This is a genomic window from Solwaraspora sp. WMMA2059 (assembly GCF_027497315.1).
In the GTDB taxonomy this organism is placed as follows: domain Bacteria; phylum Actinomycetota; class Actinomycetes; order Mycobacteriales; family Micromonosporaceae; genus Micromonospora_E.
In genome coordinates this window covers 834,824-850,153 of record NZ_CP114908.1, presented here as the reverse complement: position 1 = coordinate 850,153, position 15,330 = coordinate 834,824, and the positions used below count along the sequence as shown (strand labels likewise).

Sequence of the window (15,330 nt, the reverse complement as noted above, 5' to 3'; positions counted from 1 at the left end):
AGAGGCGATTACCGGCCGTGTCGACCCAGCAGACTTCGCAGGACAATCCGCTGGCGGGCTTCGGCCCGAACGAGTGGATCGTCGATGAGATGTACCAGAAGTATCTCACCGATCCCGCCAGCGTAGATCCGGCTTGGCACGACTTCTTCGCCGACTACAGCCACGAGCAGGTCGCCTCGCCCACCGAGGCGGCCGCCGCGACGGCGACCACGGCGGCAGCCCGGGCCGGCACCGACGCGCCGGCCGCGCGGACCGCTCAGCAGACCGGGGCGCCCGCGCCGGGGCGCGGGACCACCCGCCGGGCGGCCGAGCCCACCACCACGGCAAAGAGCAGCCCCACCCGGGCGACCGCGCCGGCCGGCAAGGCTGCACCAGCCGGCAAGACGGCACCGGCCGGCAAGACGGCACCGGCCGGCAAGACGGCACCGGCCAAGCCGGCCGCCGGTCAGGAGGGCACGGGCAAGACCACCGCCGGCAGGTCGACCGGCAGCCAGCCCGCCGCGACCAGAACGGCGGGCAAGGCACCAGCCGACAAGACAGCAGCCGACAACGGTTCGGCGGCCGGCGGCAGTCGGCAGACGCCGCTGCGCGGGGTCGCCGCCCGGATCGTGCAGAACATGGACGCGTCGCTGGCTGTGCCGACCGCGACCAGCGTGCGCGCGGTCCCGGCCAAGCTGCTGGTCGACAACCGCATCGTGATCAACAACCACCTGGCCCGGGGCCGTGGCGGCAAGGTCAGCTTCACCCACCTGATCGGATACGCCATGGTCCGGGCGCTGGTCGAGCACCCGGAGATGAACAACTCGTTCGCCGAGGTCGACGGCAAGCCGAACATGGTCGCGCCGGAGCACGTCAACCTCGGCATCGCCATCGACCTGGCCAAGCCGGACGGCTCCCGGACCCTGGTGGTGCCGTCGATCAAGGCGTGCGAGCAGATGGACTTCCGGCAGTTCTGGCAGGCGTACGAGGACGTGGTCCGCCGCGCCCGCCGAGGCGAGCTGACCATGGACGACTACAACGGCACCACGATCTCGCTGACCAACCCGGGCGGCATCGGCACCGTGCACTCCCAGCCCCGGCTGATGACCGGGCAGGGGGCGATCATCGGTGTCGGCGCAATGGAGTACCCGGCCCCGTACGCCGGGATGTCCGAAGAGACCCTCGCCGACCTGGCGGTCAGCAAGGTCATCACGCTGACCAGCACCTACGACCACCGGATCATCCAGGGTGCGCAGTCCGGCGAGTTCCTCAAGACCATGCACGAGCTGATCCTCGGCGAGCACGGCTTCTACGACCAGCTCTTCACCGCGCTGCGGATCCCGTACGAGCCGGTGCGCTGGGTACGCGACGTGGCGGTCAGCTCCGAGGGACAGATCAACAAGACCGCCCGGGTCAACGAGCTGATCCACGCGTACCGGGTGCGCGGGCACCTGATGGCTGACACCGACCCGCTCGAGTTCAAGATCCGTAAGCACCCGGACCTGGACGTGCTGCAGCACGGCCTGACCCTGTGGGACCTGGACCGCACCTTCCCGGTGGACGGCTTCGCCGGCCAGCAGCGGATGAAGCTGCGGCAGATCCTCGGCGTGCTGCGCGACTCCTACTGCCGCCGGGTCGGCATCGAGTACATGCACATCCAGGACCCGGAGGAGCGCCGCTGGATCCAGGAACGGATCGAGCGCGGCTACGAGAAACTTGACGCCGCCGAGCAGAAGCACATCCTCAACCGGCTCAACGCAGCCGAGGCGTTCGAGACCTTCCTGCAGACCAAGTACGTCGGGCAGAAGCGCTTTTCACTGGAGGGCGGCGAGTCACTGATCCCGCTGCTCGACGAGGTCCTGCAGTCATCGGCCCGGGCCGACCTCGACGAAGTGGTCATCGGCATGGCCCACCGGGGCCGGCTCAACGTGCTCGCCAACATCGTCGGCAAGCCGTACGAGAAGATCTTCTCTGAGTTCGAGGGGCACCTCGACCCGAAGTCCACTCAGGGCTCCGGGGACGTCAAGTACCACCTCGGTCAGGTCGGCAAGTTCACCACCCCGGACGGCGAGCACGGCATCACCGTGTCGGTGACCGCCAATCCTTCGCACCTGGAGGCGGTCGACCCGGTGCTGGAGGGCATCGTCCGGGCCAAGCAGGACCGGATCGACCTCAAGTTGGAGGGCTACACCGTGCTGCCGCTGCTGGTACACGGTGACGCCGCGTTCGCCGGGCAGGGCGTGGTCGCCGAGACGCTCAACCTGTCGCAGCTGCGCGGCTACCGGACCGGCGGCTCAGTGCACGTGGTGGTCAACAACCAGGTCGGTTTCACCACCGCACCGGAGCACAGCCGGTCCTCGCTCTACTCCACCGACGTGGCCCGGATGATCCAGGCGCCGATCTTCCACGTCAACGGCGACGATCCGGAGGCGGTCGTCCGGGTCGCCCGGCTCGCTTTCGAGTACCGTCAGGCGTTCAACAAGGACGTGGTGATCGACCTGGTCTGCTACCGGCGACGCGGGCACAACGAGGGCGACGACCCGTCGATGACCAACCCGCTGATGTACGCGATCATCGACTCCAAGCGCAGCGTCCGCAAGCTCTACACCGAGGAGCTGATCGGCCGGGGTGACATCACCATCACCGACGCCGAGGAGCTGCTGCGCGACTACCAAACCCAACTGGAGCAGGTGTTCAAGGCGACCCGGGACGCCGCCACCTCGGCGACCAGCCGGTTGCCCGGCCGCCAGCCGGAGCCGGAGCCGCAGGTGGCGACCGCAGTGGACGCCGCCGCCGTGCAGGCGGTCGGCGACGCGCACGTGGACCTGCCGGAGGGCTTCACCCCGCACAAGCGCATCCAGCAGCTGCTGGAACGGCGGGCGAAGATGTCGGTCTCCGGCGACATCGACTGGGGCTTCAGCGAGATCGTCGCGTTCGGCACGCTGCTCGCCGACGGGGTCACCGTCCGGCTCGCCGGGCAGGACTCCCGCCGGGGCACCTTCGTGCAGCGGCACGCCTCGGTGGTCGACGCCCACACCGGCCGCGACTACCTGCCGCTGGCCAGCCTGGTCACCGACGAGTCGCGGTTCTTCGTACACGACTCATTGCTCAGCGAGTACGCGGCGATGGGCTTCGAGTACGGCTACTCGGTGGAGAACCCGGAAGCGCTGGTGCTCTGGGAGGCGCAGTTCGGCGACTTCGTCAACGGCGCCCAGTCGATCGTCGACGAGTTCGTCTCCTCGGGCGAGGTCAAGTGGGGGCAGCGGTCGGCGCTGACCCTGCTGCTGCCGCACGGCCACGAAGGGCAGGGTCCGGACCACACGTCCGGGCGTCCGGAGCGTTACCTGCAGATGTGCGCCGAGGACAACATGCGCATCGCGATCCCGACCACCCCGGCGAACTACTTCCACCTGCTGCGCCGGCAGGCCCTGTCGCCGAAGCGCAAACCGCTGGTGGTGTTCACCCCCAAGTCGCTGCTGCGGCACAAGCTGTGCGTCTCCCCCGTCGCCGATTTCACCTCCGGCACCTTCCAGCCGGTGCTGCCGGACCCGGTAGCCGACGGCCGGCCGGCAGCGGTCAAGCGGGTGCTGCTGTGCACCGGCAAGATCTACTACGACCTGCTGCAGGCCCGCGTCGAGCGGCACGCGGTCGCCGGCGGCAACGGTCAGCTCGACACCGACACCGCAATCATTCGGATGGAGCAGCTGTACCCGCTGCCGGTGGAGCAGGTCCGCGCGGCGCTGGCCGGCTACCCGAACGCCGAGGACTTCGCCTGGGTCCAGGAGGAGCCGGCCAACCAGGGCGCCTGGTCGTTCGTCGCGCTCAACCTGCTGGAGCACCTCGACGGCGTACGGCTGCGGCGGATCTCCCGGCCGGCGGCGGCGGCACCGTCCGTCGGTTCGACGAAGCTGCACGACGCCGAGCAGTCCGCGCTGATCGACGCCGCGCTGCCGCGACGCTGACCGGGAGGGACACGTGTACTTCACCGACCGGGGCATCGAGGAGCTGGCGCAGCGCCGCGGCGAGGAGGAGGTCGCCATCTCCTGGCTCGCCGAACGGCTGCGTGACTTCGTCGACCTGCACCCGGAGTTCGAGACCCCGGTGGAGCGGTTCGCCACCTGGCTGGCCCGGCTCGACGACGAGGACGACTGAGCCAGGCGTTGACGCCGGACCCACCCGGGCCGGGACCAAGGTCACCAGACTCCGGCCGCCTCCGCCTTGTACGTTGGGGCGGTGGCGCGAAGTGTCTACCTAGCCGGTCTCGGCCCCGGTGGCGGCAAGTCCACCGTCGCCCTCGGCCTGGCCGAGCTGCTGTCCCGCCGGGTCGAGCGGATCGGGGTGTTCCGGCCGCTGGTCGTCGGTGCCGGCCCGGACGCGACCCTGACGCTGCTGCGTGAGCGCTACCGGATCGACCTGCCCGACGATCAGCTGTACGGGGTCAGCTACGCCGAGGCGGCCGGGCTGGTCGCCGACGGTCGGCGGGAGGAGCTGATCTCGCGGATTGTCGACCGGTACCGCGAACTGGAGCGGCGCTGCCCGGCGGTGCTGGTGGTCGGCAGCGATTTCGACGACACCGGTGACAACGGCGGTCTCCCCCGCGAGCTGGCGTTCAACGCCCGGCTGGCCACCGAGTTCGGCAGTGTGGTGGTGGCTCTCGTCGACGGGATCCACCGGGACAGCGCCGAGGTCGCCGGCGCGGCCCGCAGCGCGTACCACTCGTTGACCGAACTCGGCGCGACGGTGCTGGCCGTCATCGCGAACCGGGTCGACGCCGGGGTGGTGACCCCGACGCTGCCGGTGCCGGTCTACGCCATCCCGGAGATCCCGGCGGTCTCCGCGCCGACCGTCGCCGAGGTCGCCGGAGCCCTCGACGCCACCGTGCTGGCCGGCGACGACGCCGCGTTGGCCCGCGACGTGCTGGACTTCGTGGTCGGCGCGGCACACGTTCCGGTGCTGCTGGACCATCTCGTCGACGGCGCGTTGGTGATCACCCCCGGCGACCGGGCGGACCTGCTGGTCGCGGTCAGCGCGGCGCACGCCGCCGGGCTGGTCTCGCTGGCCGGGGTGGCGCTGACGCTGGGGGAACGACCGGATCCGCGGGCGATGCGTCTGGTGGAGCGGCTCGGCACCAACCTGGCGGTGCTGTCCGCACCGGCGGACAGCTTCCACGCGGTGGCCACCGCCGGACGCATCTCCGGCCGGCCCAGCACCGCGAACCCCCGCAAGGTGGAAGCCGCACTCGGCGCCTTCGAATCCAGCGTGGACACGGCCGAGCTGGCCCGCCGGCTGGACGTGACCCGGTCGGCCCGGGTGACCCCGATGATGTTCGAGTACGCGCTGATCGACCGGGCCCGGGCCGACCGCCGCCGGCTGGTGCTGCCGGAGGGCACCGACGAACGGATCCTGCGGGCAACCGAGATCCTGCTCCGACGCGGCGTCGCCGACCTGACCCTGCTCGGCGACGCCGACGACATCGGCCGCCGGGCCCGCGAGCTGGGCGTGCAGATCGACGGCGCGCGGCTGGTCGACCCGACGGTCAGCCCGTGGCGCGACGACTTCGCGTCCCGATACGCCGAGCTGCGCCGGCACAAGGGCGTCACCTGGGAGCTCGCCCACGACGTGATGGGTGACGTCAACTACTTCGGCACGATGATGGTGCACACCGGGCACGCCGACGGCATGGTCTCCGGGGCCACCCACACCACCGCCGCGACGATCCGCCCCGCCTTCGAGATCATCAAAACGCTGCCGGACGTGTCGGTCGCGTCCAGCGTGTTCTTCATGCTGCTCGCCGACCGGGTACTGGTGTACGGCGACTGTGCGGTCAACCCGGACCCGGACGCCGAGCAGCTGGCCGACATCGCGGTCAGCTCGGCGCAGACCGCCGCCCGGTTCGGTATCGAGCCGCGGGTCGCGATGCTGTCCTACTCCACCGGGACCTCCGGCAGCGGCGACGACGTCCGCAAGGTCGCGGCCGCCACCGACCTGGTCCGCAAGCGGTGCCCGGACCTGCTGGTCGAGGGTCCGATCCAGTACGACGCGGCGATCGATCCGACGGTCGCCGCCACCAAGCTGCCCGGCAGCGACGTCGCCGGGCGGGCCACCGTCTTCGTCTTCCCCGACCTGAACACCGGCAACAACACCTACAAGGCGGTCCAGCGCTCGGCCGGCGCGGTCGCCGTCGGACCGGTCATGCAGGGTCTGCGCCGACCGGTCAACGACCTGTCCCGGGGAGCCACCGTGCCCGATATCGTCAACACCGTGGCGATCACCGCGATCCAGGCGGCCGCGCAGTGAGCGACGCGGCCCGGATCCTGGTGCTCAACTGCGGCTCATCGTCGCTGAAGTACCAGCTCTTCGACGGCGACCGGGTGGTCGACAAGGGCACCGTCGAACGGATCGGCGAGCCCGGCGGCGGGCCGGCCGACCACGCGGCCGCGCTGCGGCTGATGGCCGAACGGGTCGACCTGGCCGGGCTCGGCGCGGTCGGGCACCGGGTGGTGCACGGCGGTGTCCGGTTCGCCGAACCGACCCTGATCACCGACGGGGTGGTCACCGAGATCGAACGGCTGGTGCCGCTCGCCCCGCTGCACAACCCGGCCAATCTGACCGGGATCGCCCAGGCCCGCCGGCTGCTGCCGGGCGTACCGCAGGTCGCGGTCTTCGACACCGCCTTCCACCGCACCCTGCCGCCGGAGCAGGCCAGCTACGCGATCGACGTCGACACCGCGCAGCGGTACGGCATCCGCCGGTACGGGTTCCACGGCACCTCGCACGCGTACGTGTCCCGACGGACTGCCGCGCTGCTCGGCCGGGCGCCGGCCGACGTCGACGTGATCACCCTGCACCTGGGCAACGGGGCCAGCGTCTGCGCGGTGGCCGGCGGGCGCAGCGTGGCGACCTCGATGGGGCTGTCACCGTTGGAGGGCCTGGTGATGGGTACCCGCAGCGGTGACCTCGACCCGGCGGTGGTGTTCCACCTGGAGCGGGTGGCCGGCTGGTCGACCGCCGACGTCGACCGGCTGCTCAACCAGCGCAGCGGCCTGGTCGGGCTGACCGGGGCCGGCGACATGCGCGAGGTGCTGCGCCGCCGCGCGGACGGGGATCCGGCGGCCCGGCTCGCCTTCGACATCTACTGTGCCCGGATCCGGTTCTACGTCGGCGGATACCACGCGCTGCTCGGTCGGGTCGACGCGATCGTCTTCACCGCCGGGGTCGGCGAGAACGCCGCCCCGGTGCGCGCGGCGTCGCTGGCCGGGCTCGACCGGCTCGGTGTTCAGGTCGACGCGCGGCGCAACGACGAGGGCCGAGGCGAGCGGATGATCTCCCCGGACGGCACACCGGTGCAGGTGTGGGTGGTCCCCACCGACGAGGAGTACGAGATCGCCAGTCAGACGCGGGCGGTGCTGACCGCCGGCTGATCCTGGTCGCCGGGGCCGGAAAGGATCAGAGCACCAGCCAGAGGGCGATCGCGACCACGATCACCACCGCCACCGCGACACCAATGATCAGCGGCAGCCGGGATGGCTGGTCGGCGACCGGCGACGGCGAGGTCTGGAAGGCCCGGAACGCCTCGGTGTTGCCGCTCGGATCGACGTACTCGTCAGACATGATGAAGACCCTAGCGAAGTCGACTGGACGCTGCCACGACCGGCCGGCGCGAGCCGGTGGTCGACCCGACGGATGCCGGTGGTCGACCCGACGGATGCCGGTGGTCGACCCGACGGATGCCGGTAACAATCGTCCAATGCGTGACTTCCGTCCGGCGGTAGCCGGCCTGCTCACCGTCGGTCTGCTCACCACCTCGCTGGCCGGATGCGGCACCGCCGCCGCACCCGGCCCGGTGGCCGACGCCCCGACTGCGACGCAGACCGCCCCGGCGGCCGGCCAGCCCGACCCGACGTCCGCGCAGCCCGACCAGCGACCCGGCCGATCGGCACCGACGCGACGGCTCGACGTCGGCACCCGCACCCTCGATCTCAGCCGCGGTGACCGGCCGCTGCCGGTCACCGTCTGGTACCCGGTCGGCGGAGACGGCCCGTACCCGGTCGTGCTGTTCAGCCACGGCCTCGGCGGCAGGCCGGCCGACTACCGTACGGTGCTGTCCGAGTGGGCGGCGGCCGGGTTCGTCGTCGCCGCCCCGACCTACCCGTTCACCAGTCAGGGCGGCTCCGGCGGCAACGCACTGGACGTGCTCAACCAGCCGGCGGACGCGTCGCACGTACTGGACGAGCTGCTGGCGCTCGACGGCCGCGACGGTGACGAGTTCGCCGGCCGGCTCGACGTCGACTGGGTCGCCGCCGCCGGGCATTCAGCCGGCGGGATCACCACCGTCGGGTTGTTCACCGCCGCCCGGGACGACCGGCTGGACGCCGGCGTGGTGCTGGCCGGCAGCGCGCTCGGCGTCGGTACGGCGTTCAGCGGTGCCGCCGCACCGCAGCTGTTCATCCACGGCGAACTGGACGAGGTGGTGTCGTACGCGTCGGGCAAGGCGGCGTACGACCGGGTGCCGTGGCCGAAGGCGATGCTGAGCCTGCCCGACGGCGACCACGGTCAGTCGCTGCTGCGGCCCGGCAACCCGGCGTACGACGTGGTACTCGGCACCAGCACCGACTTCCTGCGGTGGACGCTGTACGGCGACGACGTCGCTCGGCGGCGGCTGGCCGACGACCCGCCGGCCGGGGTCGCCGTCTTCGACAACCAGCTCTGACCCGGCCCGTTGGTGACGCGGCTCGTCAACGCCGGTGGTCGAGCACCAGTTTGCCGAACGTGCGGCCGGTGTGCAGCCGGGTGAAGGCGTCGCGTACCTCGCTGAAGCCGTATTCGGTGTCGACGACCGGCCGGATGCCCCGCTGCGCACACAGCGCCAGCAGGTCCCGCAGCTCGTCGGGGGTGCCCATCGAGGTGCCGAGGAGCTCCAGCTGCATGGCGAACACCCGGCGCAGGTCGACGGCGGGCAGATGACCGCTGGTGGCACCGGACACGACGATCCGGGCACCGGGCGCGGCGGACTTCATCGAATGGTCGAAGGTGGCCGCACCGACGGTCTCGATCACCACGTCGACCCGTTCCGGTAGTCGGCTGCCCGGCGCCAGGGCGGTGGCGCCGAGCGCGGCGACCCGGTCCCGCTTGCTCTCGTCCCGGCTGGTCGCGTAGACCCGCTTGCCCAGCGCGACGGCGAGCACCACGGCCGCCGTCGCCACCCCGCCGCCCGCTCCCTGGACCAGCACCGACTCGGCTTGGTCGGCCCGCCCCCGGGTGGTCAGCATCCGGTACGCGGTCAGCCAGGCGGTGGGCAGGCACGCCGCCTCGGTGAAGGTCAGCCCGGCTGGTTTCGGGATCAGGTTCGACCGGGGCACCGCTACCCGGTCGGCGAACGTGCCCGGGTAGCGCTCGGACAGAATCGACATGCCGCGCGGGTCCGCCGGGTCGGGCACCACCGGGTGGACGACGACCTCGTTGCCGGCGTCGTCGACGCCGGCGGCGTCACAGCCGAGGATCATCGGTAACCGGTCGGCGGGCAGTCCGACACCGCGCAGCGACCACAGGTCGTGGTGGTTGAGTGAGCTGGCGCGGACCTCGACCACCGTCCAGTCCGGGGCGGGCAGGTCCGGTTCGGGCAGATCGCCGACGCGCAGCGCGGCGAGCGGGTCGTCGGCGTCGACCGTCGAGGCGAAGACAGCTCGCATGCACCGCACGCTAGCAGCTAGCTACGTGAGCGCGGCAGCGTCAACGCAGCAGGAGCAGCGCGGCGAGTACGGCGAGTGTCACCCCGGCGATCAGGAACGCCACGACCAGCTGGTGTGTGGCGGTCGGGCCGGCCGGGGCAGCCGCGGCCGGCTCGGCCGGCGGGTCCGCCAGAATGGTTGCCAATTCGCCGTGCGTCCGGGCGCACAGGGCCCGTTCCACCCGGTCGGCGTGCTCATCGAGGCTCAGCCGACCGGCTGAGGTGTGCCGCTCGAGGCAGCGTACGACCCGCTCCCGGTCCTCGTCCGAGGCGCGCAGGTCGGGGCGGTCCATCCGACCAGCCTAGGCGGCCCACGTCCGGGGCCGTCGCGGAGTCGGCTGAGGGGTCGGCTGAGCTGGGACTTCGGGAGAACACAGGCCCCATCGGTGACGGAGCGCACCGATATACGCACGCATCGTCACCGGTGGGGGTGGGGGCGGCACAGCGCCCGGCCAGCATGAATCTCGTCTACATCTGGATCATGCTCTTCGGTTTCGTCGGCACTCAACTCGCCTGGACGCTACGGCCCTTCTTCGGCGACGCGGGCAGCCCGTTCGCCGTGTTCCGCGAGATCGACGGCACCTTCTACGCCGATCTCGTACGCACCATCGGCCGGCTGCTCGGCGGCTGACCAGTTCGTTCGTCGGCCCAGCCGCTCGGTCGACGCCGTCGACACCGGGCACGACCGGTCCGGTGTCGACGGCGGGCGACGCCGGTGCCCGGGGTCAGCGACGGGCGACGCCGTCGCGGCGGGCGGCGGCGGCGACCGCTGCGGCGACCGCCGGCGCGACCCGGGGGTCGAGTGCCGACGGCACGAACGCCTCCGGTTGCAGCAGGTCGGCGACGACGCCGGCGATCGCGTCGGCGGCGGCCACCTTCATCCCCTCGGTGACCCGGGTGGCACCGGCGTCCAGGGCTCCCCGGAACACGCCGGGGAACGCCAGCACGTTGTTGATCTGGTTGGGGAAGTCGCTGCGGCCGGTGGCCACCAGGGCGGCGTACCGGTGGGCGATCTCGGGGTGGACCTCCGGAGTCGGGTTGGCCAGCGCGAAGATGATCCCGCCGGGTGCCATGCCGGCGACCGCCGATTCGTCGATCTGCCCGCCGGAGAGGCCGATCAGCACGTCGGCGCCGACCAGCGCGTCGGCGATGCCACCGGCACACGCGGCGGTCATCGCGGCCAGCTCGGCCTTGACCCCGGTGAGGTCCGCCCGGTCGGAGTGGATGATGCCGCGCGAGTCGCAGACCACGGTCTTCGCGGGATCGACGCCGCCGGCGATCAGCATCCGGGTCACCGCGACGCCGGCCGCGCCGGCGCCGCTGACCACCACCCGCAGGTCGCCGAGCTTGCGGTCCAGCAGGGCGACCGCGTTGCGCAGGGCCGCCAGCACCACGATCGCGGTGCCGTGCTGATCGTCGTGGAAGACCGGGATCGGCAGCGCCTCGTCGAGGCGTCGCTCGATCTCGAAGCAGCGTGGCGCGCTGATGTCCTCCAGGTTGATCCCGCCGAACGACGGTGCCAGTGCGGTGACGGTCGCCACGATCGCGTCGATGTCCCGGGTGTCCAGGCAGATCGGCACCGCGTCGACGTCGCCGAACTGCTTGAACAGAACCGCCTTGCCCTCCATGACGGGCATCGCGGCGCGTGGGCCGATGTCGCCGAGACCGAGCACCGCGGTGCCGTCGGTGATCACCGCGACGGTGTGCGACACCCAGGTGTAGTCGTCGACCAGGGTCGGATCGGCCGCGATCGCCTCACACACCCGGGCCACCCCCGGTGTGTACGCGAGTGAGAGGTCGTCCCGGTCGGCCAGCGCGACGGTGGGCGTGATCGCCATCTTGCCGCCCCGATGCAGGTCGAAGACCGGGTCAGAGATTGCCACAGTAGACATGGTGACTCCAGAGCCGTTGAGCGTGATAGATCGCCGCCGGCTCGGCGCGAGGTCAGCGTTGACCGGCGAGGCGCTGCGGGGGTCACCCGGATTCCGTGTCGAGCATAGTGTCACACAGCGCGGTTTCCTGCGAAGTGGTTCACCGCAGTCGGTGACCCGGGCTTACCCGGCGCGGCCGTGGCCAGTAGCGGCACAGCACCCGGCCACGCACGTCGGCCACCCCGAAGGCGCGGGAGTCGTCGGTGACCAGATCGTTGTCCCCGCGCAGCCACCAGCCGCCGGACTCGGCCCGTACCACTCGTTTGACCACCAGCAGTCCGGGACGGGACCGGAAGGTGGCGACCACCACGTCCCCGGGGCGGACCGACCGCCCGCCCCGGCGGACCAGCAACGCGTCGCCGTGCCGCAAGGTGGGTGCCATAGACGGGCCGTGCACGAGCACGGCGAACAGCGGCGAAAGCACTTGCACCTCCCACCCGGTCAGCGAGGCCGATGCGCGATAGGGTCGGCAGGGAGGATCATCCTCCAGCTTACGCGTGCCGGCGATCGTGCCGCCGGCCAACACACGGAGGGTCCTGATGCGACTTCTACGCATGTTTACTCCGCGCACGGTGGTCAGCGCCCACTGCGACCTGCCCTGTGGCGTCTACGACCCGGCGCAGGCCCGGATCGAGGCCGAATCCATCAAGGCGATCGCGGAGAAGTACCAGGCGAACACCGACCCGGAGTTCCGCACCCGGGCGCTGATCATCAAGGAGCAACGCTCCGAGCTGGTCAAGCACCACCTGTGGGTGCTCTGGACCGACTACTTCAAGGCGCCGCACTTCGAGAAGTACCCGCAGCTGCACCAGCTGTTCAACGAGGCGACCAAGCTCGCCGGTGGCGGCGGCGGGACCAAGGCGTCGGTCGACCCGGCCAAGGCGGACGAGCTGCTGGTCAAGATCGACGAGATTGCGAAGATCTTCTGGGAGACCAAGCAGGCGTGATCCGTCGGTCCGGCCGGTGCGCGACGCGCACCGGCCGGCCGGGGCCGCCGGGCGCAGGTCGCCCTGCCACGGCCGTGGCAGGTGTCAGCTGCCGCACACCACCCGCCCGGCTCGGTCGGACAACGAATCACTCCGGATGACACCGCAGGGATAGACGTCAACCGGTAGAGTCCACGCGGGGGTATCCGGGATGAGTTCGCTGGTCACACAATCCGAGCCGACCGTCGACGATGACGTGGTGCTGCTCACCGTGCCTGCCGACGGCGGCTACCTGAGCGTGCTGCGTACCGCGACGGCCGGGCTGGCCGCACGCCTGCACTTCGCGCTGGACGAGATCGAGGATCTACGGATCGCGGTCGACGAGGCCTGCGCCATGCTGCTCGCCGTCGCCGCCCGCAACGCGGACCTGCAGTGCCGGTTCTCGGTGACCGACGACGCGCTGACCGTCGAGGTCGCCGTCGCGACGGTACGCGGTGCCCGACTGCCACCGGACTCCTCCTTCGCCTGGAAGGTGCTCCGGGCGCTGACCACGTCGGCGTCGGCGACCGCCAGCAGCGGCCAGGCCAGCATCAGGCTGCTCACCCGCCGGTTCGGCCAGCACTGACCGACCGGTGGGCCCACCCCGACCGGCAGCCGGTCGGTCACTCCAGCCCAAAGGCTCGGGTCGTCGGCGGGGCCACCAGCAGCACCGTCACCGACAGACCGAGGGCGATCAGCGGTACGCCGAGCCAGACCAGGCCGCCGACGATCATGTAGTAGCCGACCGGTAGCAGCATCAACTGCGCGACGATCGCCGGTGCCCGGGCCGCGCTACGGCGGCGGGCCACCGCACGGGCCAGCACCGCGAGCAGCGCCGCACCTCCGACGGCGAACCCGGTGACGATCAGCGCCGAGGCGAGATCGGTCGCGGTGCTGGTGAAATCCTGGTACGCGAGGTAGCCGGCGACCAGCCCGACGGCCACGGCTTCTCCGGCCAGCAACCGCACAGCCCACCGCAACGTCACCGGAGTGGGCTGTGCGTCGATGGTCACGGCGTCACGATACCCGCGCCGGCTCGCGATAAAGTGCCGCCCATGCGGGCCCTCTTGGTGGTCAATCCGAAGGCCACCACCACCAGCGAGCGCACCCGGGACGTGATCGTCCGGGCGTTGCGCAGCGAAGTCGACCTGTCGGTGGCGTCCACCCACCGGCGCGGGCATGCCGTCGCACTGGCCAGGGCGGCCGCTGAGGACGGCTTCGACGTGGTGGTCACGCTGGGCGGCGACGGCACCGTGAACGAGGCCGTCAACGGCCTGATGACGTCCACTCCGGCGATGGAGACGCTGCCGGGTGCGGCAGCGGACCGGCTGCCGGCGCTGGCGGTGGTGCCGCTCGGCTCGACGAACGTCTTCGCCCGCGCGGTGGGGCTGCCGCCGCAGTGGCCGGAGGCGACGAGCGTACTGCTGGAGGGTCTGCGGACCGGGCGGTTCCGTACCGTCGGGCTGGGCCGCGCCGACGGCCGGTACTTCACCTTCTGCGCCGGGCTGGGGTTGGACGCGGCGGTGATCCGGCAGGTCGAGCGGGCCCGACTGCGCGGGCGCCGGTCCACCGTCGGCCTCTACCTGCGGTCGATGGTCAGCGAGTTCTTCATCGGAATGGACCGGCGGCATCCGGCGATCCGGTTGGAGCGGGCCGGTGAGCCGGTGGCGACGGAACTCGCCACCGTCGTGGTGCAGAACACCGCGCCGTGGACCTTCATCGGTGAGCGGGCGATCAATCCGAATCCGGAGGCGTCCTTCGATCTCGGCCTGGACGTGATGGCGCTTCGCCAATTGCATGTGCCGAGCACCACCCGCACTTTGGCCCAGGTCGCCGCCAGCCGACCGGATCCGCGCGGCCGCCAACTCGTCCGACTGCATGATTTGTCCGAATTTACGCTATCCGCAACACAGCCGCAGGCCTTCCAACTCGACGGAGATTATCTCGGAGAGCGGCTCAAAGTCCGTTTCGCGGCGGTCCGAGAGGCCTTGCGAGTAGTCTTCTGACACTCTCCGTAACAGAGCTTCGACTGCGGAGCGTGACCAGAGGCACGGAAGACACGTGGCCGAAATGCCTGCACTGCGGCGCGGAACGTACTACATTGATTCTTGACTGTCGCACTCCGGGTGTCGGTGAGCGTCAGAAAACGGACAAATGGGTCGTGACGTTGCTCACCCGATTGGACTTTTTCTGAGCGCTGCTCTTGACATCGCAGGGGTTCGTGAAAGTATTCACAAGCGGACCGATTCACCCGGGACGTTGCCTGGATGCGCTCGCCACGCGGCAGCTAGGAGCAACGTTCCACAGGCTTACGCCTGCTCACGCGCTGCCGATCCGACGGATGCAATCCGTTGTGGCCGACTGCGCGGGCGCATAAAGAAAGACCGGAGCATTTACCGCCACCGATCCAGAATGAGGAGTGTTGCCGCCATGGACTGGCGTCACCATGCTGTCTGCCGCGACGAGGACCCGGAGCTGTTCTTCCCGATCGGGACGTCCGGCCCCGCGATCCTGCAGGTCGAGCAGGCCAAGGCTGTCTGCCGGCGCTGCTCCGTGACCGACCAGTGCCTGCAGTGGGCGCTGGAGTCCGGACAGGACGCTGGCGTCTGGGGCGGGATGAGCGAAGAGGAGCGGCGCGCCGTCAAGCGTCGCGGCGGACTGCGCGTCCTGCGCGCTCAAACTGCCTGACCCACCCGACCACCACCAAGCGACGTCCGTACGGCGCCCC

At 70.9% G+C, this 15,330-nt stretch carries 16 protein-coding genes; 10 read left to right on the top strand and 6 right to left on the bottom strand.

Going from position 1 to position 15,330, the window contains the following annotated elements:
* The first annotated feature begins 17 nt into the window (after positions 1–17).
* The 4 genes from O7553_RS03905 (at position 18) to O7553_RS03890 (ending at position 7,400) form a co-directional block, all read left to right on the top strand.
* Complete coding sequence (locus tag O7553_RS03905) at positions 18–3,941, top strand: multifunctional oxoglutarate decarboxylase/oxoglutarate dehydrogenase thiamine pyrophosphate-binding subunit/dihydrolipoyllysine-residue succinyltransferase subunit (protein ID WP_281553509.1); 3,924 nt, start codon at positions 18–20, stop codon at positions 3,939–3,941.
* 13 nt (positions 3,942–3,954) lie between these two features.
* Entirely contained in the window at positions 3,955–4,131 is a 177-nt protein-coding gene (locus O7553_RS03900) for a DUF6104 family protein (protein WP_199757927.1), read from the top strand.
* A gap of 81 nt (positions 4,132–4,212) precedes the next feature.
* Entirely contained in the window at positions 4,213–6,276 is a 2,064-nt protein-coding gene (gene pta, locus O7553_RS03895; RefSeq protein WP_281553508.1) for a phosphate acetyltransferase, read from the top strand.
* Positions 6,273–7,400: an acetate kinase gene (locus tag O7553_RS03890; protein ID WP_281553507.1), complete on the top strand. Its 1,128-nt coding sequence runs from the start codon at positions 6,273–6,275 to the stop codon at positions 7,398–7,400. The genes pta and O7553_RS03890 overlap by 4 nt, the downstream gene beginning before the upstream one ends.
* Before the next feature lie 25 nt (positions 7,401–7,425).
* On the opposite strand, the gene O7553_RS03885 is transcribed toward O7553_RS03890, so the two are convergent.
* Positions 7,426–7,590, bottom strand: a complete 165-nt coding sequence (locus O7553_RS03885) for a hypothetical protein (RefSeq protein ID WP_281553506.1) — start codon at positions 7,588–7,590, stop codon at positions 7,426–7,428.
* A 136-nt stretch (positions 7,591–7,726) separates the two neighbouring features.
* On the opposite strand from O7553_RS03885, the gene O7553_RS03880 reads away from it, so the two are divergent.
* On the top strand, positions 7,727–8,689 hold the full coding sequence (locus O7553_RS03880; protein ID WP_281553505.1) for a chlorophyllase: 963 nt from the start codon (positions 7,727–7,729) through the stop codon (positions 8,687–8,689).
* Positions 8,690–8,714: 25 nt separating this feature from the next.
* On the opposite strand, the gene O7553_RS03875 is transcribed toward O7553_RS03880, so the two are convergent.
* Both O7553_RS03875 and O7553_RS03870 read right to left on the bottom strand, forming a co-directional pair.
* The gene (locus O7553_RS03875) at positions 8,715–9,677 is read right to left on the bottom strand and encodes a zinc-binding dehydrogenase (protein WP_281553504.1); all 963 of its coding nucleotides are present in this window, start codon (positions 9,675–9,677) and stop codon (positions 8,715–8,717) included.
* Positions 9,678–9,708: 31 nt separating this feature from the next.
* Positions 9,709–9,999, bottom strand: a complete 291-nt coding sequence (locus O7553_RS03870) for a DUF1707 domain-containing protein (RefSeq protein WP_281553503.1) — start codon at positions 9,997–9,999, stop codon at positions 9,709–9,711.
* 164 nt (positions 10,000–10,163) lie between these two features.
* Between O7553_RS03870 and O7553_RS03865 the strand changes: the two genes are divergently transcribed.
* Positions 10,164–10,337: a hypothetical protein gene (locus O7553_RS03865; RefSeq protein WP_281553502.1), complete on the top strand. Its 174-nt coding sequence runs from the start codon at positions 10,164–10,166 to the stop codon at positions 10,335–10,337.
* A 94-nt stretch (positions 10,338–10,431) separates the two neighbouring features.
* Here O7553_RS03865 and O7553_RS03860 read toward each other — a convergent pair whose 3' ends face one another.
* Complete coding sequence (locus O7553_RS03860; protein ID WP_281553501.1) at positions 10,432–11,598, bottom strand: NADP-dependent malic enzyme; 1,167 nt, start codon at positions 11,596–11,598, stop codon at positions 10,432–10,434.
* 139 nt (positions 11,599–11,737) lie between these two features.
* Entirely contained in the window at positions 11,738–12,067 is a 330-nt protein-coding gene (locus O7553_RS03855; protein WP_281553500.1) for a S24/S26 family peptidase, read from the bottom strand.
* A gap of 109 nt (positions 12,068–12,176) precedes the next feature.
* Here O7553_RS03855 and sodN point away from each other — a divergent pair, with 109 nt between their 5' ends.
* The gene (sodN, locus tag O7553_RS03850) at positions 12,177–12,584 is read left to right on the top strand and encodes a superoxide dismutase, Ni (RefSeq protein ID WP_281553499.1); all 408 of its coding nucleotides are present in this window, start codon (positions 12,177–12,179) and stop codon (positions 12,582–12,584) included.
* Positions 12,585–12,774: 190 nt separating this feature from the next.
* Positions 12,775–13,188, top strand: coding sequence for an ATP-binding protein (locus O7553_RS03845; RefSeq protein ID WP_281553498.1), 414 nt, complete (start codon positions 12,775–12,777; stop codon positions 13,186–13,188).
* Positions 13,189–13,225: 37 nt separating this feature from the next.
* On the opposite strand, the gene O7553_RS03840 is transcribed toward O7553_RS03845, so the two are convergent.
* The gene (locus O7553_RS03840) at positions 13,226–13,615 is read right to left on the bottom strand and encodes a hypothetical protein (protein ID WP_281553497.1); all 390 of its coding nucleotides are present in this window, start codon (positions 13,613–13,615) and stop codon (positions 13,226–13,228) included.
* Positions 13,616–13,657: 42 nt separating this feature from the next.
* On the opposite strand from O7553_RS03840, the gene O7553_RS03835 reads away from it, so the two are divergent.
* Positions 13,658–14,608, top strand: a complete 951-nt coding sequence (locus tag O7553_RS03835; RefSeq protein WP_281553496.1) for a diacylglycerol kinase family protein — start codon at positions 13,658–13,660, stop codon at positions 14,606–14,608.
* Positions 14,609–15,032: 424 nt separating this feature from the next.
* Positions 15,033–15,290, top strand: a complete 258-nt coding sequence (locus O7553_RS03830; RefSeq protein WP_123605230.1) for a WhiB family transcriptional regulator — start codon at positions 15,033–15,035, stop codon at positions 15,288–15,290.
* Positions 15,291–15,330: the final 40 nt, after the last annotated feature.